Origin of the sequence: Candidatus Kapaibacterium sp., assembly GCA_025059875.1 — a bacterium.
GTDB lineage: Bacteria > Bacteroidota > Ignavibacteria > Kapaibacteriales > HRBIN21 > HRBIN21.
The window spans coordinates 237216-262633 of record JANXCT010000002.1; the positions used below are offsets into that span (position 1 = coordinate 237216).

Consider the following 25418-nt stretch of genomic DNA (forward strand, 5'->3'; position numbering starts at 1 on the left):
TCGACACCCTCCAACGGCCCCAGCCGCCGAAACGCAGTCCTCATCCAACAGCTTAGACCCTATGGCCTCTCTGTGTGCTCTCTAGGGGGCTGTTCTCCTCTCCCCTGCTGTGCAATCCGCCATGCCACTCGGGCTACCAGCAGCGCCACACGAGAGAGCTTGTCCGGGTTGATCTTCTCAGCATGGTCGCTCGGCCGATGGTAGTCCTCGTGGAGGCCCGTGTGGAAGAAGGCCACCGGGATGCCTCGTGCAGCAAAGGAGGCGTGGTCACTGCGTCCAAACAGGTCCTCTGCTTCTCGCCCAATCAAGAACGGGGTGGGAAGACGACGGTTCTCCTGCTCTATGAGCCTCAGCAACCACTCTCCGCGTACCCCGACGGAGAGCGAATCCGGATGGTTGCGCCCAATCATGTCCATGTTGAGCATCGCAAGACAACCATCCAACGGCAGAGGTGGCTGACGTACGAAGGCCCGTGAGCCGAGCAAGCCCTTCTCCTCACCGCTGAAGGCAACGAAGACAATCGTCCGCTCCGGGCTCCGCTGCATGCGGCTCAAGGCCCGGGCAACGAGCATGAGTCCTGCTGTACCGGAAGCGTTGTCATCAGCACCGTTGTAGATGGAGTCTGCAGAACCTGGCGTCGCCATGACGCCGACGTGGTCGTAATGGGCCCCAATGAGCACGTACTCCTGTGGCCGCATCCGACCACGGAGCATTCCGACAACGTTTGGGACTCGAACGCGCTCCACTTCCCGAAAGGCCACCGCAATGTCCACCGAAACCCCCGGTAACGGCTCTATTAGAGCCTGACCAAGGCTATCTGCAGCACGAACACGCTGTCGGAAGACCTCCTCAGCACCGAAGAGAGCCTCTAGGACCTCGCTGCCGACACTGTAGATGACCGGCACCTCTGAATCCTCTGTCGGCAGTTGTAGCGGAGGCCCGTAGCGAGAGAAGGCTGGATTCAGCGCTGGCCAAGGATAGCGCTGCGGACGGAGCTTCCGTTGTCCCTCTGGGTAGTTGACCACCAGCATCCCAACGACCCCATATCGATGGAGCAATCGGCCGAAGGCCATGAGAGGGGGCTGGGAGGCAGTATGCTCTCGCTCGGCTGTATCGCGGCTGCCAGACACAGCACGCACGAAGAGGACCACCGAGCCACGAAGCTTCTGGGCTGCCTGCGCCACTACTACAGAGTCAGGAACCCCAGGACCGACGAGCACGAGTGGAGCCTGGGAGTAGCACCCTGCAGCCGTCGTGGGGTGCGGCACTGCGTGCTCTGGGATTTGAGCTTCCCAAACTGCGGAACCCCGCTGAATACGCAGCTGCAGACTGTCACGGTCGACATCGCGGCGCACCAACTCGTAGTAGTGCCAGTAGCTATCCCCGATAGGCTGGAGTCCCCAACGTTGGAAGGCCGCTGCCAGATACTCTGCTGCTCGCAGTAATCCAGGGCTCGGTGTATTCCGCCCCTCGAGCTCATCGGAGGCCAGGAACTCAACGTACTGCCGGGCACTGTCAGGGATGAACTCACGGGAAGCCCACCTCGGTAGCTCGCTACCCGGAACGCAGCCACATAGCCCAACTACCAACAGCGCCAAACTGCTGACACCGGGAGCGGTAACTCGACATCCACAAAGCCGCCCCACCCCCCTGCTTGCTCGAAACGCCTTCTTCATCGTGGGGCCTCAAGCGAAGCTCTATTGCTTGCGCGTGGAGATCCGCAGCGGGAGGTACATGGGGCAGACCCCAACGAGGCTCGTCAACAGGAGCACCACAGCAGCAATCCCCAGCACGATCGGCCAAGGGCTGGGCAAGTTCCCGACGAAAGCAGCGATCGCCAAGACCACAGCAACGATTGAGCGGATCAGCCGGTCGGCTGTTCCCATGTTCCTAGCGAGTGCCATGATCCCTCCTCCATCCGCACTCCTACGTGCCACAGAGCTACCGGTCAGCGCGGCACAGCGCGTGTGCCAGTCGCGGAGCAAAGATACTCTTTCCTCGGAACGCAGGGGACTACTCAATCCACAGCCCAATCCTCGCCTCCGGAACTGCTTGCGCCAGAACCCGGTAGCCTTCAGCGGAGAGCTCCACTCCAAGGTGAGGGATCACATACGCACGCACAGGCAACTGCTGGTGGCAGAGGTAGAGCAACACTGGACACCCCCCAGCTCCCTGCCGTTGGAGCTGGTGGAGGCGGTGAACGGTCTCTACAGTCTGCTCTGCGACGGGTAGCTCTATCCGGAATCCTCGGGCTATGCGGCGGAGGCCACGGTCTAGCGGCTCCGCAGTGTTGACGATCAGCCGCGGAACCGGTTGACGAGCCTCCACGCGTCCGCCAAGGAGCAGCAGTGCCCCATCACGCAGGTATGGCTCAATAGAGCTGAAGACCTCGCTCCAGAAGACGGCTTCGGCTTGGCCGCTCCAGTCCTCGATTGTTGCAAAGGCGATAGGACGCTGCTGCCGATCGCGACGGCGCTCCACTGCTACCACCACTCCTGCAACTCGGAGCACCTCGCCATTCCCCGATGTCTGGCGAGCAAGCTGAGACAGCGGTGTAACAACCCCCTGCAACAGCGGCTCGTACTCCTGAAGTGGGTGGGCACTCAAGTAAAGCCCTAAGACCTCTCGCTCACGACGTAGCTGCTCAGCCAAACTCCAGGGAGGGACTTCCGGCAGAGTAGGCTCGGAAAGTCCTATTTCGGGTGTCCCAAAGAGGCTCTCCATCGGCCCAGAGGTAGCAGCAGCACGAGCATACTCTAGCGCTGTGTCAAGCGCTGCTGTGAGCTGGGCACGATGCCCCTGGCGGAGGCTATCCAACGCTCCAGCAGCAATAAGAGCCTCCAACGCTCGGCGATTGAGCACTCTGGAATCCGTTCGCCGAACTAGGTCGAAGAGAGACCGGAAGGGTCCCTGCCGTCGAGCGCGGAGTAGCTCCTCTACAGCCGCCATCCCAACATTTTTAATGCCCGCCAGGCCGAAGACGATAGAATGCCCGTCCAGAGCTCGGAACGTCGCCTCAGAACGGTTCACATCCGGTGGGAGCACTGTGATGCCGAACGCCCGTGCCTCGCGGAGAAACTCTGCGAGCTTGTCGTGGTGGTTGATCTCGGCTGTCATGTTCGCAGCGAAGAACTCTGCTGGAAAGTGCGCCTTCAAGTACGCAGTCTGGTACGCCAGGTAGGCGTACGCGAGAGCGTGCGACTTGTTGAAGCCATAAGAGGCAAAGCGCTCAATGAGGGCGAAGATCTCCTCCGCCAGCTCCCGAGCTATCCCGTTCTGAACAGCTCCAGCGATGAAATCATCACGCTGCTGCTGCATCAGCTTCTGATCCTTCTTCCCCATAGCCCGGCGCATGAGATCGGCCTGCGCGAGCGAGAAGCCCGCAATCGCCTGAGCCAACTGCATGACCTGCTCTTGGTAGATGATGATGCCGTAGGTCATCCGCAGGATTGGCTCCATGCTGGGGTGGAGGTACTCTATCGGCTTGCGGCCATGCTTGCGGGCAATGAACTCTGGGATGTACTCCATGGGACCGGGACGATTGAGCGCATTGAGCGCCACCAAGTCCTCAAGCGAAGCAGGCTTCAGCTCCCGGAGTGCCTCCTGCATGGTATCGGCCTCAAACTGGAAGATGCCCAACGTGCGCCCTGAGCTGAGAAGCTCGTAGGTCTTCGTGTCGTGGAGGTCCACCGAGTCAATCCCAACGTCTATACCCCGCGTCTGACGTACCATCGCCACCGTGTTCTCGATGATGGAGAGGGTCCGCAGCCCCAGGAAGTCCATCTTCAGGAGCCCTGCATACTCCAGGTCTCGCATGGAGTACTGAGTAACCACTTCCCCGCTTGGGGCCCGGCAGAGTGGCACATAATCGCTCACTGGCCCCGGAGTGATCACTACTCCAGCAGCGTGGACGGAGATGTTGCGGCAAAAGCCCTCCAAGGTAAGCGCGAACTCCACCAACTGGCGTAGCTTCGGATCATCGCTCTCTCGTAGCCACCGCAGGTCCGGAAGCTGTAGCGCCTCCTCCAACGGTGTGACTTTCCCCAGCACCACTGGGATGCGCTCCGTGATGGAGTTCAACACCGATGCGGGAATTCCCAGCACCCGGCCCACATCCTTGATGACCGCACGGCTTGAGAGCGTCCCAAACGTGATGATCTGGGCAACGGAGTCCTGCCCGTACTTGTGGCGGACGTAGTCAATGACCAGGTCCCGCTTGTCGTCGCTAAAGTCCACGTCGATATCGGGCATGGAGACGCGCTCTGGATTGAGGAAGCGCTCGAAGAGGAGGCCGTACGGGAGCGGGTCTATGCTCGTAATCCCCAAGGCGTAGGCTACGAGGCTCCCGACGACAGACCCACGACCAGGCCCAACTCGCACGCCCATGCGACGGGCAGCAGCAATGAAGTCCTGCACTATCAGGAAGTAGCTCGCAAAGCCCATCCGATTGATGGTCTCCAGCTCGTAACGAGCTCGTCCCTGAACCTCGGCAGGGATAGGGTCACCGTAGCGCTCCCGCAGGCCCTGGTAGACCAATCTCTCCAAGTACTCCTCTGGGCTCTCCGTCCCAGCATCAGGGGGAATAGGGAAGCTCGGCATAGAGAGCGTCGACTGCAGCTCTAGTGTGCACTTCTCAGCAATCTCCAGCGTTCGCTCCAAGGCATCCAAGTGGTCGGGAAAGAGTTGCGCCATCTCGGCAGCTGTCTTTACGTACATCTCAGGCTGCCGATAACGGAGCTGGTAGATGTCTATCGGTTTCCGCTGAGTGGATGCCTCGTGGATGTGGAGTAGCACGTTGTGCGCTAGCGCATGTTCTTTGCGGATGTAGTGGCAGTCGTTCGTCACCACCAACGGAATGCCGAGTTCACGGGCAATCTTCGGGACATAGGTCAGCACAACCTCGTCCTCAGGCAGATTGTGCCGCTGGAGCTCCAGGTAGAAGTCTTCTCCAAAGAGCTCGCGGTACTGTGCCGCTGCACGGTAGGCGGCCTGGTAGTTGCCGTCCAGTAGGTGGGCATTGACTACGCCAATGAGACAGCCTGAGAGAGCAATGAGCCCTTCGTGGTACCGCTCCAAGAGCTCCCAGTCTATCCGAGGGCGATGGTAGAACCCCTCCAGATGGGCCAGCGTCACCAGCTTGATGAGGTTGCGGTATCCTCGCTCATTCTTCGCCAACAGCACCAGGTGATAGTACTTCCGCTGCTTCGGGGTCGGGCGCTCGAAGCGGCTGCCGACAGCCACATACACCTCACAGCCCAAAATCGGGCGTAGTCCGGCGGCCTTTGCCTCTCGGTAGAATTCCAAGCAGCCGAACATCACGCCGTGGTCAGTAATGGCCACGGCAGGCTGGTCATCGGCTGCGGCGGCCTGAACCAATTGCTGTGGCGTACAGGCGCCGTCCAGGATGGAGTAGTGCGTGTGGTTGTGGAGGTGGACGAAGGGGACACGGGTAGCCATAGTCAACGCGACACTGGGGAGAGTATACGACGCAATTCTGCATCAGGCTCTTGCTGTGCGCAGGCAACACGCAAGCGCTCTCTCCATGGGGTTGCTCGTTGCTGCGATATTGCAATGTAGGCTACCTGTCTAAGCTCTGCTGGCTGCTGCAGAAGGAGCTGAGCAACACGCCGGACTGGAGTGGTCGTATCCAGTCCAACCGCCAGCCACCCCAAGCTCCTACGCCACTTCGGAGGCAGAGGAAGGTTCCAGAGCTCCTTCAGGAGTGAGGTCGGCAGTGAGCCGTACTGCAGTGCCCCCAAAACGGCGCTGGACCGCACGACGTAGAAGGAATCTTGCAACACCTGGAGCCAAAGCTCACGCGGTTGTCTCGGCCACAGCCGCATGAGAGCAAAGGCGGCCCGAGCACGCACCATTGGATGGGCATCATTAAGAGACCGGCGCAGCAGCCGCTGTACCGATGTATCGCCGATCTCCCCTAGGCGGAGTGCAGCCATTGCTCGTATGTACCATCGGCTGTCTTCGAGCAGCTCCGCAAGCGCCGGCAGGGCTGCCTTGAGGCGTAGCTTCCCCGCCACCATTCCCATCAGCGCTAGGGTACGCTCGTTCTTCGAGCGGAGGGAGTCCACGATGAGCCGGCGTAGCGCAACGCTGTCCTGCTGGTCAATCCTCGGCAGGATATCCTCCAACGCAATTCGCTCCCGCACAGACTCCGTCGCAAACTTCGTGGCCAGATATGGCAGGGCGGCCGCACCGAGCTTGGCAATTTTCTCCCGTGCCGGCTGGATGATGTACTGAAAGCGGAGATGGGCTGCTGAGGCCTGTGCGAAGAGGCTGTCTATACTCTCCGCTAGCGGCATGCGGAGCGAGTCTGGCACATCGATGCCCGGCCGTGGTGGTGGAGGAAGAGATGGTAGCAACTCGGCGTCCAGCAACGCACCGTACGTTGAACCAATTCGGGAGCGCCTGTTGAGGACCGTATCAGCGTACCAGTCCGTCCCTTCTGCATCCGCGAAGACACCAATGCTACCGTACTGCCGGCGGAAGTCGCCGTAGCCCATCGTATTCTCGCGTCGAGCAACGTAGGTGTCGCGCCCGTGGAGGTCTAGTAGTAGCGCCAGCCCATTGGCATTCGCTGCACCCTGCGAGAGGCTCTCGCACGCATACGTGTCATCACCAGCAGCATCGTAGAGCGCGCCAAGGGCAATGTCATGCCCACACCCTTGCGAGACACCGAACGAGAGATACACGTCAGAGCCAGCCGCGTCCCACAGCAGCCCAAAGGCCAGATGGACTCCTGCCCCTTGCGCGTACTGATGCGCAACATAGCGGTCGTCGCCCTGCCAATCCAGCAGAGCCCCTATCGCATACCAGTAGGCCGTCCCTTGTCCATAGATGTCGCTGACGTAGGTATCGTTGCCAGCACTATCGAGCAGGATGCCGATTCCCCCAGAAGCCAATGGCCGGTAGCCGAGCGCAGCTCCCTGAGTGAAAGTGAGGAACCGCTGCTCGTAGCGGAGCGCGTCTACGTAGGGGCTTTGAGCGATGTAGGAGTCATTGCCTGAACGGTCCACGAGTGCCCCATAACCGCGAACGAACCCGAATCCCTGCCCCTGGGCAAAACACCGGTAGAGATCGTTACCCCCGCGGTCCATGAGAAGCCCAACGCCAAAGGCAGCGGCCCCCTGTCCATGGATGCCGCATACATAGAGATCAGCCCCGCCACCATCCCATAGGAATCCCAAGCCCGCTAGGGCCGCGCCTTGGGAGAAATGTCGGCTCCGATAGGTGTCGTTGCCCTGGAGGTCTATGAGGAACCCACACCCAAAGAACCCGGCACCGAGGGTGTAGTCCCCACCATCGTAAGAGTCATCCCCTGCCAAGTCCACCACAATCCGCACCGGGCGCTCCAACGCCGCCGACTTCGACAGCGCCGGAAACACGTATCGGTCGTTCCCGCCGACCTCCAGGATGAGGGTAAAATCCCCTACATAGGTGTCCTCGCCCGGACCCCCGACAGCAATGCGCCCATACGGAGTCTCCAGAATGGTCGTCCAGACGCTATCCCGGTAGCGGTCTAAAGGAGGGCTATTCCGTTCCACCGTGGCCCAAATTGCCCGCCAGAGCGACAGCATCGGAGCAAGCAATCGATGCCATGGGACTTCAGCCGCCACTTGGAAATATTCACGCACCCGCTGCAGCCCCCAAAGCTCTCGCTGGCGAAGCTCAAAGAGCGAGGCTCGGGGCTCATCCTCCGACAGCATCAGCAACGAATCCAAGAGCTCCGCTAGGAGCGGGAAGGAACGAAACGAGCTCCGCACCTGGCTGATCTCCCACCACGCTAGCACGAGCGGCACCAGATACTGTCGGAGCGACGTTGCCGCAATGAGGCCCAGGCGCCTTTCCAATTCCACTCCAAGGAGGCTGTCGACTTGGTGTGCCGACAGCTGTTGCTCATAGTACCGCGGCGTATACTCCCCAAACGCCAAGAGTTCGCTCCACTGTCGCGCTGTCGCATCCAGCGTAGCCGGACGCAATGTCAAGAGCTGCTCGGCTTGGCGTGTGGCGAATTCAAAGCTGCTGAAGGGCTCCCGAAAGAGCGCGCGGACAGCCGGGAGGCGGTGCTGATCTACTTCCCCGATATCACCCGGCAACCACCAGTCCCACCGAGATACGCCCAACAGAGCAAGGGCTGAGTCAACTGCACGCAAGGCTTCCGGTGATAGCTTCGGTACTTGCGCTTGCAGTAGTGCAGCACTGCCCAGCACAGCTACTACGACGGCACACGCTGCTCGCATTGGTCCGGCTCGCCCTGTTGCTCCCCGACCCCACTACTATGCACGATTGGTTCCTTGAGGGCAATGATGTGGAGGTCATTGCCACTCCGCATGACGGCCTGAATGTGAACAGGCCACACCTGTTCTAACGTCTCCACCGCCCACTGCTCGAACGGATGGCGACCGGCTCCAAAGACCTTCGGGGCAATGAAAACATGGAGCTCATCCAGGAGACGATGCCGGAGGCATGAAGAGAGCAGCACGGCTCCCCCTTCCACCAGCACCGAGGCGATGTTGAAATGCTCCGACAGCAGACGGAAGAGCGCTGGGAGCTGCAATCGGCCATCCTCTCCGATGGGAGCTGCCATCAGTTGGATGCCGCTTCTGCGGAACGTCTCCGCCTTACGAGTCTGTAGTGCTTGTGGAGAGCAGCAGACGATAGTGCGCTCACGGTACTCGTCGGTAAACACAAAGCTCATCAGCGGAAGTTGGAGCCCCGTATCCAGAACGACTCGCCAAGGTTGGCGTCCTGGAACATCTCTGACAGTCAGCCGCGGGTTGTCTCGGAAGACTGTGTTCTTGCCTACCATCACAGCATCCAGCTCTGCCCGAAGGGCATGGACGCGACGGCGGCTCTCCTCACCTGTAATCCAGCGCGACTCCCCTGTCGGCAGAGCAATGCATCCGTCTAGTGACTGTGCAATCTTGCCAACGACATACGGCATGCCGGTGGTGATGTGCTTGGCAAAGAAGCGATTGATCCAGCGGCACTCTGGCTCCAACACTCCCACTCGAACCTCAATGCCTGCCTGGCGCAGTTGCTCGTATCCCCTCCCCGCAACGAGCGGATTAGGGTCAAGCATCCCTATCACGACGCGGGCGATTCCGGCAGCAATGATCTGAGACACACACGGCGGAGTCTTGCCATAGTGGACGCACGGCTCAAGAGTCACCACCATCGTTGCCCCACGGACCTCCTCAGTCGCATTCTGCAGTGCCATAACCTCAGCATGCGGGGCCCCGTAAGCAGCATGCCATCCCTCTCCAATGATCCGTCCCTCCTTGAGGATGACGCAACCTACCCGCGGATTCGGACTCACTCGCCCCGTCCCACGGAGCGCAAGTTCTATAGCTCGCCGCATCGCCCGTTCGTCGGTCATCGCTGCGGTCCCCACTCCAGCGGAACCGTCACACTGTACTCATGGGGACGCGCTGGCAAAACGAGCCGTAGGCTGTATCGCCCCGGTGGAAGGCGCTCCCCCGTAGGTAGGTGGCCATCCCAGCGGTATTCGTAGACGCTCTCAGCCCCGACTGTCTCCGGCTCAACGACCCCGATGACCTGCAGGAAGGCCATTCCCTCAGCAGAGCTCCATATGCGCTTGATGCCGCGGTAAAGTTCCAGCCGTAAGCGTTCCGACGTAGGGAAGTACTCCCTATCAATGGCCTCCAACCGACGCACCCGTAGCCGCACCACAAGACCAGAATCTAACGCGGTAACCTCCGGCATCAGCAGTAGCGCCCCGTCCCGATGCAAGCGCTGAAGTCTTTGCCGTCCGCGTTCTATCCTTGCACCGCTTCGGAGCTCATACTCCAGCAGTACCTCTGAAGGGATTTCGTTAGGGCGGCTCCGTAGGGTCGACCGTCCCTCCAGTAGCAGTGACACTTGCTCACCCGCACCCGTTGTCATGCCACTGAGCATCGGCACGAGTTCGCTCCGTTCCAGTAGGCGCCCTTCTGGCCCATACAGCGACAGTTGGATGGCCTCAATTGAGCGCAGCCACTGTACCTCCTCCTGTCGCGATGCTCCAGCCCGTACAACCACAACTGCAGCAGTATCCGTCGTCTCCAACCGCCACTCTAGCGACACCTTCTTCATCCCTACGAGTCCCCCTCGGCAGGAGAGAATGCCAGCAGCCCAGATGAGTAGGATGACCACTGGAGTCCTCATCGCGCTACGAGCTGCAGGCTATCATCTGTTCAATCCGTTCGGCTATCCGAACCGCCTCCACTGCCTGCTCCAACCCCTGCTGCCAATCAGCCCGACCTTGAAGTGCTTGCAGAAAGGCACGCTGCTCTTCCCACAGTGGATCGCCCGCCGCAAGCTGGAGGCGGTGCCGGATGATGCAACGCCGTACCCCATCGTGAGGCACCCATTCAGCCAACAATTCCTCAGGCTCGGAGGGCATGTACTCGCCCACGTGGAGGATCACTTGCTCTACGGATTGCTCGGCAAAATCCAGTGCCACGTAGCTGTACGGCTGGAAGAGGCGCATTTTGCGGAGGAACTTAGCTGAAATCCGGGAGGCCGTCAGATTCGCGATGCAGCCATTGGAGAAGACCAGCCGAGCATTCGCGATGTCAGCCTTCTCCGTCACTACCGCTACCCCATGAGCCTCCAGCCGCTCTACCGGGGAGTGGAGCAGAGCCAGCAGGAGGTCGATGTCATGGATCATGATGTCGAAGACCACCGAGACATCCACGGCCCTGGGGCGGAAAGGATGGAGACGGTGCCCCTCCACGAAGCGCGGTTTGGCACCTTGACTCTGGAGCCAGACGAAGGCTGGATTGTAGCGTTCGATGTGTCCAGCCATGAGCACCAACCCCTTGCGGTATGCCGCTTCTAATAGCTGCTCGGCATCGGCAGCCCGGGTCGCTAGCGGTTTCTCCACCAAGCAATGGCAACCCGCTCTGAGAGCCTCCAGTGCTAACCCTCCATGCGTCCAGCTCGGGGTAGCGATCGTCACCGCATCAGCGACAGCCAAGGCCTCCCGCCAATCTTCGAAGGCTCGGACACCAAACGCAGCCGCACTCTCATGCAGCCGCTGTGGGTCGCTATCGTAGATGCCCACTACCTCCACCTCGGGATGCTGACGCCACTTCTGGAGGTGCAGGCTCCCCATGTGCCCAACGCCGAGAATGGTCAAGCGAATCACAGCTCCTCCCCTGCTCTGGGATGCGCCTGACGGTAGACACGCTTCAGATGCTCAACCGAGACATGCGTGTACTTCTGGGTCGTCGCCAGCGATGCATGTCCCAACAGCTCGCCGACGGCCCTCAGATCCGCCCCTCGCTCCAAGAGATGGGTAGCGCAGGTATGGCGAAGGACGTGGGGTCCACGCTGCTGACCAGAGGGCACTCCTTCCAGCATCGAGCGCACCCACCGGTAGACTACGCTCTGGCTCAGTTGCCCTCCTCGAAGGCCAACGAAGAGCCAATCCCCACGAGGAGAAAAGGCATGCCGTGTCTCGAGGTAAGCGCGGAGAGCTTCTGCTGCCTTCCCGCTGAACGGGACCAAGCGCTCGCGCCGCCCTTTCCCTCGAACGTGTAGAAGTCCGCGATCCCAGCTCACGTCCTGCAACCGGAGAGCTGTAAGCTCGCCGACTCGCAAACCACAGCCGTAGAGCAGCTCCAGCACGGCTGCCCGAAGCCGCTCTGCTGGCGTCCGCCGCGGTAAGCGATCCAGAATCTCCTGGAGTCGCTGCTGCGGTACGACACTAACCAAAGGCTTCTCAGCCCGTGGCATCGGGAGCCACCGGGCAGGATTCCGATAAACCCAGCCCTGGCGACGAGCAAAGCCGAAGAATGCTCTCACTGCCGCGACCTTGAGCTGGATAGAGCGCCGATGGAGCCCTCGGTTGTGGAGCCACCCAAGGAACTGCCGCAAGTGGCTCAGTCCTATCTCCTCCACTGGCAGCTCCCTACCCCAGACTTCCTGCAGGTACTCCCGGAACTGCTGTAGCGCAGTACGGTAAGCCCGCACAGTCTGCAGACTGTAGCCCTGATGCTGGAGCGATGCTATAAATCGCTCTACTTGCTCGCCAAGCCCCATCCCCATGGCCCTGAGGACAAGGGCAAAAATACGCCTCTCTCCCTACTGCTATCGGACGGCATCTGAGCTGACCCCCCTCTCAGTATAGCTGAGCCGATAGAGCGCCAAGCAGCCATAGAATCCTCGAGGCAATCGCTCTGGCGGCCACGTGTAGAGCCGAACAAACCGTATCCCAGCCCGTTCCACACTATCCGTCCCCAGAGCGAGGACCTCTGCCAAGAAGCTCCGCCGCAGAAACGGTCGCCGCCAGACAGCCTCGTTGGCAATCCAATACTGCGGACGGTACCGCCACAGAAAGGCAGCAAGGTCCCCACTATCAAGGTACGGGGCCACTTTCCCGTCTATCACACCGTCCAGGCTGAGAACGCGCAGCTCCGGTTTCAACCACCAGCGGATTTGCACTTCATATACCAGTACAGTTGCGCCAGGCTCCGCAATGGTATTGAGCACCTCAGCGCATTCGCGCTCCGTAACCCGCTCGAACTCATAACCCCGGCGCCGGTCATCCAGCGTACGAGCAGCGAGATTCAGTACCAATAGGAGCAGGAAACCGCTCATTACCCAAGACCTTATCGGGCCGAGCCTTTCCAGCCCCCACAGCGCCATACTGCCAGCACTGAAGGCCACCGGTGCTAGGTAGCGAACGGCGTTGACCGGCGCGACCAGGGTGAAAAACAGAGCATAGGCAATGAAACTCAGGATCATAAACTGCCATTGGGGAGCCTGCCACTGCGCCCGGCGAAACCACCCTCCTACGACCGCTCCAGCCGCAACGAACAGCAACCCGCTCCGGAGCAGCTCCATAAGTAGCCCAAGATGGAACGAAAAACCCCAGACGCGAAGCTCCGCCATTTCCCGCAGCGCAAACGACCGGCAATAACTGGAGGCAGAGAAGCTCCCAGTAGCAAGGTGCATCCACCCGTAGTATAGCAGCCCTATTATCCCCCCAACTAACAACCACGGTAATAGAGGGCACCGGCGCCGAAAGAGCATAACGAGTGCATATACCCCAACCAAAATCGCCATTTCTGGACGGACCAGTGGAGTTAGCGCTGCCATAAGGCCTACCCACGGCCTCTGCTTGGCAACGGTATCTTCCGGAGGGATCAGCCCCGCCCACGCAATACTCACCAGCGCCGCCAGCGGTGTTTCATACCCCAGAAATCCCGCAGGAGCAACGCAGTAAGCAACCACCGCAGCAGGCAACAACGCCTCCCACACGGACATTCCTATCCGGAGAGCCTGTCCGTATGCGGCGAGCACCGCTAAAAGTACCATAATGCCACCTGCGACCTTGAGTCCCATCACTCCGAACAACCCATACCATGGCAGAAGCCACAGTAGCCAGAGCGGACTCGTCGCCCCCGACGACATCTCCCCAAGGTTGAACTCCATCCAGCGTCCCCGTTCCCATAATGAGCGGACATATGGCAGGTAAATCGCCGCATCTCCATGCCATACAGGAAGATAGATTATCCCAACCCCCGTAAGCCCAATAAGCAAAAGAAAGGCAGCGCGGTGTGCAGTGTGTGTCCGTATGATCCTCCCCAGTCCCGCTCCCTTGCATAGTTACTGACTTGCTAAATTATTGTTTTGGGACGCGGCTTTCCCTACCTTTGCTGGTCGAGCACATATCGGCCTGCCTGTTGCGGCTTCGTCTCCTATATTTGTTCTACCTTGGTCTTACCGCGTGGGAAATCGCGTGTCCATGTGTGGTATTGTGGGGTACATCGGCCATCGCAGAGCTCTCCCCCTCCTCCTCAATGGCCTTAAGCGGCTGGAGTACCGGGGGTATGACTCCGCTGGTATCGCTGTGCCCCACAATGGTAGCCTCTTCATCGCGAAGCGAGCTGGAACGGTCGCTCAGTTAGAAGCCTTGCTGAACGGCGTAGACCTACCAGCCACTGTCGGCATCGGGCACACGCGCTGGGCAACTCACGGTGAGCCAGTAGACCGAAATGCGCACCCTCACACCGATGCTTCAGGACGGATCGCCATCGTCCACAACGGCATCATAGAGAACCACGCTACGCTAAAGGCCAAGCTGCAAGCAGACGGCTATACCTTTCGCTCCGAGACCGACACAGAAGTATTGGCGGTCTTCATCGGAGCCCTCTACGAACAGTCCGGCGACCTGGAGTTAGCGGTTCGGGCGGCCCTCTCCGAAGTCCAAGGGACCTTTGGCCTCGTTGTGCTCTCAGCCGACCACCCAGAGATGCTCATCGCCGCGCGCCGCGGCAGTCCAATCGTCATTGGAGTCGGTGACGGGGAGTACATCGTCGCTTCCGATGCTACCGCGATTGTCGAGTACACTCGATCCGTGCTCTACCTCACCGATGACGAGACGGCCATCCTCACCCGCTCCGGCTACCAGACGAAGACAATCGAGAACCTTCCCACCACCCCCGAGCTCTTAGAGCTGGAGTTTGACCTGGAGCGGATCGAAAAAGGCGGCTTCCCGCACTTCATGCTGAAGGAAATCCATGAGCAGCCGGAGACTTTCCGCGATGCCTTCCGCGGCCGCCTTCTGGTCAGTGAAGGCAACGTCAAGTTGGGCGGACTGCGCAGTGTAGAAACTCAGCTCCGCCAGGCACGGCGTATCATCTTCACCGCCTGCGGGACGTCATGGCACGCCGCTTTGGTCGGTGAATACTGGATTGAAGAACTCGCCCGCCTGCCCGTTGAGGTGGAGTATGCCTCCGAGTTTCGCTATCGCAATCCTGTCCTCTACCCCGACGACGTGGTCATTGCCATTTCCCAGAGCGGGGAGACAGCCGATACTCTAGCGGCTGTCCGTGAGGCAAAACTGCGCGGAGCGACGGTCTTAGGAATTGTGAACGTCGTTGGTAGTTCAATTGCCCGGGAAACCCACGCAGGGGTCTACATCCACGCCGGCCCAGAGATTGGGGTTGCCTCTACGAAGGCCTTTACCTCCCAGTTGGCAGTTCTCATGCTCCTGGCCCTCTACCTCGGAAGGATGCGCCATCTCTCAGCCACACGGGCCCAAGAGATTGCCCAAGAGATGCTCCACATCCCAGGCAAGATTCAGGCCATCCTCAACAATGCCTCCTCCATTCAGCAAATAGCCCAGCTCTACGCTGGTGCACAGAACTTCCTCTACTTGGGGCGCGGCGTCAACTTCCCTGTAGCGCTGGAAGGAGCTCTGAAGATGAAGGAGATCGCCTACATCCATGCCGAAGGGTATCCAGCTGCCGAGATGAAGCACGGTCCGATCGCCCTCATTGATGAGAACATGCCCGTCGTCGCTATCGCCCCGAAAGATGAGCTCTACGACAAGGTGCTCTCCAACATTGAAGAAATCCGAGCCCGCCGTGGAAAAGTCATCGCTATCACCGATGGGAGTGATCCTCGACTCGCAGAAGTGGCCAATCACCTTATACTCATCCCCGAAACATTGCCTATCCTGACCCCCATCCTCGCCGTCATCCCGCTACAACTGCTGGCGTACTACACTGCCGTAGAGCGGGGGTGCAACGTAGACATGCCCCGTAACTTGGCGAAGAGCGTCACTGTTGAGTAGGCCTACCGCCACCGGAGGGAAAGCACTACAGCCACTACTCCAGGCTGCGACAGCGGAGCGACACTTAGACGATCGCTGACATCAAAGCCCATGAGATTCGCGCCCACGTAGGCATCCACCGCCGCCAGCAAGTATGCTGCAACCCAGATAGCCAAGGCAATGTCACGGCGATCCGCGTAGAGCGTACGATACGCCCGCAGAGCTGCTAAGTCCTCCGCTGGCCTCCTTCCAGCAAGTACATCTTCCACCTGACGCTGGTAGCGCACATACAAGCGGTGATTGCTCAGCGTCGCATAGGTGCTGAGCACGTTCACCAGGAAGAAGACAGGAGCCTTCCAGTAGGCGCCGATGTACAACTGCCCCCACCCCGGGACCACCAGAGACCGCCACAGAGCGCCCATGGGAGTCTTTACTGTCGCAGAACTCTTCGCGGGGGAAAGACTATCGGCTTGAGCAGCTAATTCTGAGGCATGAGAGGAGTCACACGCACCCGCCGCACTACCTGTAGCTACCCCAAGGAGAGCAAACGTCAGCCACGGTACAATCCACATACCGCCCTGGGAACACCGGTCAGGAAACTCAGATGCCCTCGTGGTGCCCGGCGCAGGACTCGAACCTGCACGCCCTTGCGGGCACTACACCCTGAATGTAGCGCGTCTGCCAATTCCGCCAGCCGGGCAGTTGCGGAGAGGGTGGGATTCGAACCCACGGTGCCCCGTAAGGAGCACAACGGTTTTCGAGACCGCCCCGTTCAACCACTCCGGCACCTCTCCCCTCAGCACAAAATTACGGCTTCCCGTTGAGGCATAGACTTAGTGTTGGTGTTCATGGGGTAGCTCGCGCTGCTTTGCGGGTCGTGGAGGACGGCCTACCCGACAGTCTACCTGTTGCCATCCTGCTTGGGCAAAGCGCAGTCGCAGCCGTAATGTGTCCCCTGGCCGCAGCGCCTGCTGTAGGTCGTACAGCATGATATGCAGCCCGCCAGGGCGCAGTACCACGGAATCTCGCGCTGGGATGACGATGCGCTCAATCTTACGCATCTGCATCCGCCCCGTGGCATCTTGGACCGTCTCATGGAGTTCGGTTCGGCCTGCCTGTATAGTTGCAGCCTCCAACAACGTATCTGCCCTGGTACCCGTGTTGACGATCACCCCGTACGCTGCGCTGGGAATCGCTTTCCCCGCTGGACGAGCCCAGAAGTCCTTCGGTATGATCTGACCCGCTCGCAGCTGCACACTGACCAAAACAGCGCATAGAGACAATACCCAAGGGAACCAGAACCTCATAGCTCCTCCCGCAACTGTTGCACATCACGGACAACCTCCGCTATCGGAGCTTCTGTCCCGGAGTATTGCTTCCGAATCCGCCCAGCTCCATCCACCAGGAAGAGCACATCTGAATGGCTGAAGAAGTAAATCGGTGTGCCATCGGTGAACTCTGTAGGGGTCTTCTGCACCACTACCCCGAAGAGCTGCACTAATGCTTCTACTACTTCAGGCCTACCACTGGCTAAAACGAACCCGGGCTGCGGGAGCTGATGGGCTTCCGCAAACTCCCGTAGTCGTTCCGGAGTATCGCGCGCTGGATCGAAGGAGATCATTACGGCCCGCACCCCCGTTGTCTCCGGCAGTGCTTCCCAGATTTGCCGCATTCTCTCAGCGATCATGGGACAGATGTCAGGGCACTGGACGTAGAAGAAAGCCACCAACAGCACCTCTCCCCGGAAGTCCCTCGGAAAGTCCACTGTTCTTCCATCCTGCGTCCACAGTGGGTGCTGACCAAGGATGGGCTCTTCACGTCGGCATCCGCTGAGCGCTATCAGCAGTAGTGCTCCAACACCCACCAACGCCCATCTGGAATAGGTCATCGTTGGCAAGCATTCCCTGCTCGAGATTATTGCGATGGCTCTTCAAGCTGACCCTGCTGTTGCCGGAGTTCTCGTAACTGCTTTTCTGGCACGTTGTACTCCGGAAGATACGCCGGAGCGGGCTTGAAGCTGCTACGCATGACGTCGTAGAGCACCGGGGTATACGAGAGCACGATCAGCACGACTGCTGCCGCAACCCATGGCGCCAACCGGTTCAGTGCCCACACAGGCTCATCGTGGTAAGCCTCCGCCACAGGGAACGTCAGCGTCGCTTCCTGCTCTCGCCGGGCAAAGAGCGTCACGAAGAAGGCAATGAAGTAGAGCAGGATTGCCACAAACATGATGATGCCGCCTACCATTGCAATCTCTGCATACGGCGCCCAATCAGCCCGATACAACGGGGTTCCCTGTAGATCAGGGTTGAGTGAACCAGCTCCTAAGTACGTTCGCCGTGGCATTCCCAGGAGGCCGCCACGCATCATCCCCCAGGAAAAGATCAACACCCCCACGAGCCACAGGTAGGGGAAAGCCACGACCAAACTCTTCAGCCGCACCGCTTTCCCGCTGAGCTGCGCCACCATGTGGAGGCTCATCCCTAGGATCGCTAGCAGCACAGGACTTCCAACGGTTAGATGGAAGTGCCCGGGGATCCAGGATGTGTTGTGGACAGCCAGGTTCAGGTTGTACGAAGCATTGACAATGCCCGAAAGACCGCCGAAGATGAAGATGATAAGCCCCGCGATCCAGTAACTGAACAGCCAGCGCTCACGGTCAAAGTATGGCAGCCGGAACATCCACCCGAAGAGGCCACGTCCACCGTTCTGGCGTCCCGCATATTCTAACGAAGCAGCAATCGTAAAGGCCGTGATCAAGCTGGGGAGGGCCACTGCGTACGTCAGGAATGTATGCACCAACTTCCACTGCGTGCCAATCCCCGGATCTGAGAACTGGTGGTGCGCCCCGACCGGGATGGAGAAGAGGATGAACATGATGAAGACTAGTCGGCCCGCAGCATCACTGAAGAGTTTGCCACCAGCGACCTTTGGCAGCATCGTATAGTACATCACGTACGCTGGCAGTAGCCAAAAGTACACCAGCGGATGGCCGAAGAACCAGAAGAGTGCTCGAGCTAACGGTACATCCACGCTCTCCGTCCAGCCCAGGGACCAGGGCAGCAAGAGGAAGAGCACCTCTACAGCCACCGAAAGGGTCGCGATGAACCAGATGATAAACGTTGCAAACATCCCCATGACGGCCAGCGGAATCTTTTCCCCAGGATGCTCCTGCCGCCAGCGCCGGTACAGCGGTATCCAGTTCGCCCCACCTATCCACGAGCCCACAATGAGGAGAGCCGCACCTAAGTAGAAGGTCGGGTGGGCCTTGAGCGGCGGATAGAACGTGTACAGCACCGATGCCTGCCCTGTGAACATCGCGTATGCCGCCAGCCCTACCCCGATGAGCATCACGATCGCCGATAGCCAGCCAATCCGTGTGTTCAGGGGCTGCTTGAGGAAGTACGGCACTACTGCATTCCCAAAAGCCACCGCGAAGAAAGTCGTCAACACAATAGCGTTGATGACGCCATGGAGTGTCAGGCCCCAGTAGTACATGATGGAGCTCTGCCAGTCAATGTTCTTGAGGGCCTCGACCCCCAGCAGAGTTCCCACAGTGTCAATGAGCAGTCGGAGGAGGGGATCGTAGTGCAGCACTCCTGCTCGGAAGAGTACCTGCATTAGTCCCCCATACGTGCCAATAATCAGAAGCACCATCGGCACTATCAACTCCACGCGCAGCAGATTACGATATGAGCGTGTCAGCTCCATCGCTCCCTCCACAGTTATTGGACAATCCTGATCACACCAACCATCTGCTGATGGCCAATGCCGCAGTATTCATGGCAGATGATCGGGTAGTCCCCCGGTTCCTTGAAGCGTACCCGCGCATACGCAACTGTCCCTGGGATCGCCATCAGGTTCACGTTCGTCCGATCAATGTGGAAACCGTGAAGCACATCGCCTGAACTCAAGTAGAGATCCACTTCAGAGCCAGCGGGCAGCTCCACTGGAGGCATCTGATAGGCCCACATACGGGCAACCACGTGAAGCTCATAACGCCCATCGGCCCGCTGGAAGAGCGTGTCCCGCTCAAATGGCTTCATCTCTGTAATGCAGCCAGGGACGTCCACACCGAATCCCGCTGCCAACACCACCACCGCCACGAAGAAGACCGCCATCACCACCCCTCCAATCCACAGCATGACGCGTTCTGTACGTTCCATCGCTATCCTCGTCTCAAGACTTCAACATACACGGAAAACCATGCAATGCCGTAGAAGAGCAGCATGAGCAGGAAGAAAGCGATTGCTCCGCGAGGCTTGAAAGATTCGTGCTGCGCCATTGGTGACGCCCTCTTGTGGAACCACTAACGGCAAAAATACAACAACGCCTCTCTACGGTTCCGCTGTCAGTCCGCATGAAAAAGCATGACGTGCGTCATGCCCTCGTAACGTGCCGCCTTTCTTCCACTGCCACATACCACCGTTGGAAAGAAAGTAGTACTTGTTCGTCATCTGGAACAAACAAACTTGTAAGGTGCATCAGTAGAATGCTAATCCCTGGTGAGCTCCTCCGCAAGAAACGAGATGGTGGTGAGCTGTCGGATACCGAGATCCGATGGTTCGTCGAGCAAAGTCTCCTCGGGACAATCTCGGAAGCTCAGATTGCTGCCTTCCTCATGGCGGCATGCATTCGAGGGTTGAGCCGGCAGGAGACTGCGGCGCTTACGCTAGCAATGCGGGATTCTGGCGTCCGCTTCCATTGGCGTCAGCTTGGTCTTCCGTGCGTGGACAAGCACTCCACAGGTGGCGTTGGAGACAAGCTTTCCCTCCTCTTAGTCCCGATTGTAGCCGGGTGTGGCGTGCTCGTGCCGATGATCTCCGGACGTGCCCTGGGGCATACGGGCGGCACGGTAGACAAGTGGGAATCCATCCAAGGGCTTCGGACTGCCCTTCCAGAGTCTGAGCTGGAGCACCTCCTCCGCAGCGTCGGAGGATTTATCATTGGGCAATCGGAGGATGTAGCCCCAGCAGATCGGCTCTTCTACCGCCTGCGTGACGTGACAGGGACTGTGGAGTCTATCGGGCTCATCACGGCCTCCATCCTCAGCAAGAAGCTCGTGGAGGACCTGGATGGGCTCGTCATGGACGTCAAGGTTGGCCCTGGCGGCTTCCTGCCAACTCGCGAGTCGGCAGATGAGCTGGCGGAAATGTTGCGAGCTGTTGCTAGCCATGTAGGTTTACCCCTCCGCATTGTCTTCTCGCGCATGGACACCCCATTGGGGTATGCTGTTGGGAACTGGTGGGAGGTCGCAGAGGCAGAGCAAGCCCTCCGCGATTACAGCTCCGCTCCACCGGACGTGCGCGAGCTTACCGAACGTCTTGCAGCAGAGATGCTCCTCATCGTCGGCCACGCCACCTCTTTAGAGGATGCCCTCTCCAAGGTTCGCTCAGTCTGGCAGAGCGGAGCAGCATGGGAACGCTTCCATGCACTCGTGCGTGCGCAGGGCGGGCAGTGGGAAGAGTCTGTGAAAGCCTATGCCTGCATCTCACCCACACTAGTCTTGGCGCAGAAGGAAGGCTACATTACGGCCATAGAAGCCCGGACTGTAGGACTCTCCGCTCTCTTGCTGGGTGCGGGACGGCGCACTCAATACGACACCGTAGACCCTGCAGCAGGCATCCTCCTCCGCAAAAAGCCAGGTGATTATGTCCTTCCGGCGAACCTCTGGCTGAACTCTACACCAGCCATCCCTCTGCCATCCCAGAAGCCCAGGAACTCCTTCAGCAGGCTTACGAGTTCGGGGATGCGCCACCAGCGCCCACTCCTCTCATTCTGGAGGTGCGGTAGCTGCTGGCTCAGCCTTTGGGTGGAGAGGACTCCAGTTGGCGCCGCAGAATGTCCACCGTTTCTCCAGATAGTGCCTGCGAAGCTATCCTCTTCTTCTCGAGCGAAGTCCCCTCGTTGTTTGAACGCTTCACGGCCTTGAGCTCCACGATGCCTTGAGACCTACACGAAGGGCAATACCAGAGGCTCAGCTCACCGTATGCGGCTTGTGACCACACCGACTCTGAACGGAGAGCCATGTGGACTGTCACAGAGCTGAAGTCCCCTGCCTGGATCGCGTGAAGAAGCTCAGGAACCGCTTCCCGCAGATATTGGCGAGTGAGCTCCTCCATGTACGTCTCGCACATCTCGCAAAACGGCTCCTTGTGAGCAGATAGTGCAATAGATGTTGCAAACGCTGCGACTCCTCCAAGGCCCAGCCGTACAGCATCAGCCAAGGAGTCCAAAACTTCCGCCCCCACGGTTCCGTGAGTAAGCCACACGTACGTCCCAAGCATGGCCATACAGCCCAGCATTCCGGCCAGCCGCAGTCGGCTAAGGTTTCGATGCCGTAGCGCAACCGCTCCAACCCGGACTCCTATCCCTACCACCAACCCGCCGAGGAACACGAGCACGACAAAGAGGCCCATCTCGCCAACGAACGCGCGCCCGCCCCGCGGCCGTGCTGGCGGCTTGTCAGCAACGGGATTCCCCAGAAACTCCCGTATCCATTCCCAGCTCCCAAAGTAGAGCCAGTGGAGGAGCAGGCCCAACCCCATACCTAAGCCGAGCGCAATTGCCAGCACCCCCAACTGGGCCCCAAGCGTAGCCCTCCCGCTGGGACGATAGGCCGACGGGACTTCCTGGAGGGCCTTCCACCATGCTTCAGTAGAAGCCGATGCTCCCTCTGCCTCTGCCAAGGGCCCATTCGTAGCCCGCAATTCCGTGATAGGTAGAGTTCCCTGCTCCGCGATACCCTCCGCAGAGAGCACCGCGCCACAGTGTGGACACTGCTTTGCCAGCTGTAACACGGAGCGATTACAGACAGGACAGACCCGCACTGCCATCTCTCTGCTGTATATCTGTGGCACATGACCCTACATGCGCTTATAGCGCGCAGGAAAGCCTGGCTAGATTGGAAGCCGCATCCACGGGGCTCCAGACGATTGTCGTGCGAGCAGTTCCCCTGAACTGCTCACCATAGCCCAGCAACTACGTGAGATCCTCGCGCGCCTCTTCACGGTACGTCTACTCCCTGCTGAACCCTGCTGTCGTCACAGAGGCTTACACGCTGGAAGCTGCCGCGAAGGATGGAACGCGCACCGATCACTGAGCGCTCTACCAGCACCGCTTCTAGGTAAGCTCCAGCGTTCACGATGGAATCTCGGATGATACAGTGGCGAACGACTGCCCCATCAGCGATCGCAGCATACGGGCCAATTACGGCGTATTCTATCCGTGCCGTCGGGGCAACGTAGACCGGAGGGATCACAGCACAGCGAGGTAACGCAGGATTGTTGGCTCGACGGTGCAGCAAGTGGCGGTTCGTCTCCAGCAGTGTCTCTACCTTGCCGCAATCGTACCAGGTCTGCACCCGCAGAGGGTGGAACTGAGAGCCGCTCTGCCGCATGAGCTCTAAGGCATCGGTCAACTGGTACTCCCCGCGGGTGCGAAGGTCGCGCCGTACGAGCTCTTCAAGCGCTTCGCGCAAGCGGAGCGTATCCCGGATCAGATAGAGCCCCACCAGGGCCAAATCCGAGGGCGGACTTTCGGGCTTCTCCACGAAACCAGTCACAACACCATCCTGTACCACAATGACGCCGAAGCGGCGTGGGTCCTCCACCTCCTTGACTCCAACAGCATTCTGGGGCAATCTCAGGAACTCCTCCCAGTCCAGCTCTACGAGCGTATCACCGAGCACAATCACCATTGGCCTTCCATCCAAGTAGTCACGAGCACACCAGACAGCATGCCCCAATCCCTGAGCCTCTGTCTGGACGACCCAATGCAGCTTCAGCGTGGGGTATGCATTGCGCACGTACTCCACCAGTTGGTCGCCCTTGTAGCCGACGATCAGCACGACCTCCTCGATCCCAGCACTCTGTAAGCTATCCAAGATGTGCCCCACGATCGGCTTGTCAGCAACGGTCAAGAGCGATTTCGGCACGGCGTATGTCAATGGGCGCAGTCGCGTTCCTGCCCCCGCAACGGGAATAAGAGCTCGCAGCGACATTTCACAGACTCCACGGATTCACATCTGACCAGACCCCCAAAACCACCAACAGGAAGGCCGTGACGGGCGAACGCAGGTCAGCCTTCCGGAACATCGCCGGATGGAAGATCTGCTCGCGCCAAAAGCGTGACTCCTGTAGGCGATGCTGCCAATTGACCCGCTGAAGCCACTCCCTCAAAGGAAGACTGAAGCCCTTCTTTGGCCGATAGACCAACTCCGCTGGCAGCTCTCGAGCCAAGAGGCGTTTGGCAAGCCACTTCCCGCCGTGGAGCGGGTGCCACAGCAAATCAACCGGCAGCCGGCATGCCCACTCCACCAGCCGGTGGTCGACCAACGGAACCCGCACTTCCAGCCCATACGCCATGGAGGCCCGATCTACCTTCGTCAGCATCTTCTCTGGTAACCACGTCTGCAACTCCAGTAGGAGGCGCTGTCGTACGGCCGGAACCCCCTGTCGCCGGAACTGGCGCAAGAACCAGAGCTCATCGTAGTCCGACGGCAAGAGGGTTGCAACAGCGGGGGCAAATATCCGCCGTTTCTGGCCAAACTCCATCCACACGGAGCTCCTCAGGATATACTCCGCCGGGGGCAAGAGCCGCCGCAGCCACTGTTCTCCTCGATGACTCGGTAACCACCGGAGCAACCCCGTCACCCATCGTGATGGCAGTACTGGGTAATTCGTTTCCCCAACATCCGCTCGACTCCGGATGTAGCCCCCGAAGAGCTCATCTCCACCGTCGCCAGAGAGGACAGCCTTGAGCTCTGCGCGCGCTGCCCGAGAGATCGCCATCACAGCAATGCCGGAGGCATCACCGAAGGGCTCGCCGTAGACCTGCACGAACTGCTCCACTGAGGGGAAGAAATCCTCCGCCGATAGCCGAATGAGCCGATGCGCGAGCCCCCAGTGGCGGGCTACTGCTTCGGCGTACTGTCGCTCGCTCTTGGCCGCAACGTCAAAGTCTACGGTAAAGGCCCGCAGTGGCTGATGTCGGCGAGCATAGGCCAAAACGAGCGAAGAATCTACCCCACCGCTCAGGAACGCCCCCACTGGTACATCGGCAACCAAGTGCTCAGCAACGACGGAATCCAACAAGGCATCCAGCTCTGCCATCGCCTGCTCCGCCGTGCAGGGCTCCTCAGCCACCTCTGGCAGCGTCCAATATCGTTGTCGTGAGACTACCCCGCGCTGCACATCCACGCAGAGCCAAGTTCCCGCCTCCAGCTTTTGAACGTGCTGGTAGATAGTCTTCGGCGGCGGGATGTAGTGGTAGGTCAGGAAGTCCCAGAGGGCTGTAACGTCCAACCGGTCGGGAAAAGTCCGAAGGCATTGCAGTGCCCTCAGCTCTGAAGCGAAAGCACAGCAGGTACCGTCCCAGGCATAGTAGAGCGGCTTAATCCCCAAGCGATCCCGCACTAACCACAACCGCTGCTCCTCTTCATCCCACAAGGCAAAAGCGAACATGCCTCGGAGGCGATGAACGCACGAGATTCCCTGTTGCTCGTAGAGCGCCAAGATCACTTCGGTATCGCTCTCGGAGCGGAAACGCCAACCACTTCGGCAAGCCTGTTGACGGAGCTCGCGATAGTTGTAGATCTCGCCATTGAAGACGATACAACTCCGCCCCGTTGGGCTCTGCATCGGCTGTGCCCCAGCTGCTGAGAGGTCTATGATCGCCAAGCGTCGGTGTGCAAACCCGAGACGCCGTGAAGGATGGAGCCAGACACTGCCACCGTCAGGCCCGCGGTGGTGTAGAGCAGCGCAGAGGGAATGTAGCTCCGCAAGGTCCACCGGCCCCTCGCGCCGCCATAGTCCAGCTATCCCACACATGTGCT

18 protein-coding genes and 2 tRNA genes are annotated in these 25418 nt (G+C 59.6%); 2 read left to right on the forward strand and 18 right to left on the reverse strand.

Annotated elements, in window-relative coordinates; genetic code table 11:
• Window positions 1-59: 59 nt before the first annotated feature.
• From NZ960_03655 to NZ960_03695, 9 genes are all read right to left on the reverse strand, one after another.
• On the reverse strand, window positions 60-1676 hold the full coding sequence (locus tag NZ960_03655; protein ID MCS7176710.1) for a M20/M25/M40 family metallo-hydrolase: 1617 nt from the start codon (window positions 1674-1676) through the stop codon (window positions 60-62).
• A gap of 21 nt (window positions 1677-1697) precedes the next feature.
• On the reverse strand, window positions 1698-1904 hold the full coding sequence (locus NZ960_03660; protein MCS7176711.1) for a DUF2892 domain-containing protein: 207 nt from the start codon (window positions 1902-1904) through the stop codon (window positions 1698-1700).
• A 109-nt stretch (window positions 1905-2013) separates the two neighbouring features.
• Window positions 2014-5457 (reverse strand): DNA polymerase III subunit alpha, encoded by a 3444-nt coding sequence (gene dnaE / locus NZ960_03665; protein MCS7176712.1) that lies wholly within the window; start codon window positions 5455-5457, stop codon window positions 2014-2016.
• Window positions 5458-5459: 2 nt separating this feature from the next.
• The gene (locus NZ960_03670; protein MCS7176713.1) at window positions 5460-8255 is read right to left on the reverse strand and encodes a HEAT repeat domain-containing protein; all 2796 of its coding nucleotides are present in this window, start codon (window positions 8253-8255) and stop codon (window positions 5460-5462) included.
• Complete coding sequence (ribD, locus tag NZ960_03675; GenBank protein ID MCS7176714.1) at window positions 8231-9394, reverse strand: bifunctional diaminohydroxyphosphoribosylaminopyrimidine deaminase/5-amino-6-(5-phosphoribosylamino)uracil reductase RibD; 1164 nt, start codon at window positions 9392-9394, stop codon at window positions 8231-8233. The genes NZ960_03670 and ribD overlap by 25 nt, the downstream gene beginning before the upstream one ends.
• Window positions 9391-10182, reverse strand: a complete 792-nt coding sequence (locus tag NZ960_03680) for a BsuPI-related putative proteinase inhibitor (protein ID MCS7176715.1) — start codon at window positions 10180-10182, stop codon at window positions 9391-9393. The genes ribD and NZ960_03680 overlap by 4 nt, the downstream gene beginning before the upstream one ends.
• 4 nt (window positions 10183-10186) lie before the next feature.
• Window positions 10187-11167, reverse strand: coding sequence for a Gfo/Idh/MocA family oxidoreductase (locus tag NZ960_03685; protein ID MCS7176716.1), 981 nt, complete (start codon window positions 11165-11167; stop codon window positions 10187-10189).
• Window positions 11164-12063, reverse strand: coding sequence for a tyrosine-type recombinase/integrase (locus NZ960_03690; GenBank protein MCS7176717.1), 900 nt, complete (start codon window positions 12061-12063; stop codon window positions 11164-11166). Before NZ960_03690 ends, NZ960_03685 begins: the two co-directional genes overlap by 4 nt.
• A 48-nt stretch (window positions 12064-12111) precedes the next feature.
• Window positions 12112-13566, reverse strand: coding sequence for a hypothetical protein (locus NZ960_03695; protein ID MCS7176718.1), 1455 nt, complete (start codon window positions 13564-13566; stop codon window positions 12112-12114).
• Window positions 13567-13771: 205 nt separating this feature from the next.
• On the opposite strand from NZ960_03695, the gene glmS reads away from it, so the two are divergent.
• A complete protein-coding gene (gene glmS / locus NZ960_03700) occupies window positions 13772-15604 on the forward strand; it encodes a glutamine--fructose-6-phosphate transaminase (isomerizing) (GenBank protein ID MCS7176719.1) in 1833 nt (610 codons plus the stop codon).
• A 2-nt stretch (window positions 15605-15606) separates the two neighbouring features.
• On the opposite strand, the gene NZ960_03705 is transcribed toward glmS, so the two are convergent.
• The 7 genes from NZ960_03705 to NZ960_03735 form a co-directional block, all read right to left on the reverse strand.
• On the reverse strand, window positions 15607-16155 hold the full coding sequence (locus NZ960_03705) for a DUF5683 domain-containing protein (GenBank protein MCS7176720.1): 549 nt from the start codon (window positions 16153-16155) through the stop codon (window positions 15607-15609).
• 41 nt (window positions 16156-16196) lie between these two features.
• Window positions 16197-16283 (reverse strand) — tRNA-Leu (locus NZ960_03710).
• 5 nt (window positions 16284-16288) lie between these two features.
• Window positions 16289-16377: transfer RNA gene (locus NZ960_03715), tRNA-Ser, on the reverse strand.
• 39 nt (window positions 16378-16416) lie between these two features.
• Window positions 16417-16890, reverse strand: a complete 474-nt coding sequence (locus NZ960_03720) for a copper chaperone PCu(A)C (protein MCS7176721.1) — start codon at window positions 16888-16890, stop codon at window positions 16417-16419.
• A complete protein-coding gene (locus NZ960_03725; protein ID MCS7176722.1) occupies window positions 16887-17471 on the reverse strand; it encodes an SCO family protein in 585 nt (194 codons plus the stop codon). Before NZ960_03725 ends, NZ960_03720 begins: the two co-directional genes overlap by 4 nt.
• Before the next feature lie 26 nt (window positions 17472-17497).
• Window positions 17498-19294 carry a cbb3-type cytochrome c oxidase subunit I gene (locus NZ960_03730; GenBank protein MCS7176723.1) on the reverse strand — a complete coding sequence of 599 codons (1797 nt, stop codon included), beginning with the start codon at window positions 19292-19294 and terminating at the stop codon, window positions 17498-17500.
• Window positions 19295-19308: 14 nt separating this feature from the next.
• Complete coding sequence (locus NZ960_03735) at window positions 19309-19749, reverse strand: cytochrome C oxidase subunit II (GenBank protein ID MCS7176724.1); 441 nt, start codon at window positions 19747-19749, stop codon at window positions 19309-19311.
• A gap of 326 nt (window positions 19750-20075) precedes the next feature.
• On the opposite strand from NZ960_03735, the gene NZ960_03740 reads away from it, so the two are divergent.
• Window positions 20076-21515, forward strand: a complete 1440-nt coding sequence (locus NZ960_03740; GenBank protein MCS7176725.1) for a thymidine phosphorylase — start codon at window positions 20076-20078, stop codon at window positions 21513-21515.
• Window positions 21516-22589: 1074 nt separating this feature from the next.
• Here the strand turns inward: NZ960_03740 and NZ960_03745 are convergent.
• Both NZ960_03745 and asnB read right to left on the reverse strand, forming a co-directional pair.
• Window positions 22590-23585, reverse strand: a complete 996-nt coding sequence (locus NZ960_03745) for a sugar phosphate nucleotidyltransferase (protein MCS7176726.1) — start codon at window positions 23583-23585, stop codon at window positions 22590-22592.
• A gap of 1 nt (window position 23586) precedes the next feature.
• On the reverse strand, window positions 23587-25413 hold the full coding sequence (asnB, locus tag NZ960_03750; GenBank protein MCS7176727.1) for an asparagine synthase (glutamine-hydrolyzing): 1827 nt from the start codon (window positions 25411-25413) through the stop codon (window positions 23587-23589).
• Between the last annotated feature and the right edge of the window lie 5 nt (window positions 25414-25418).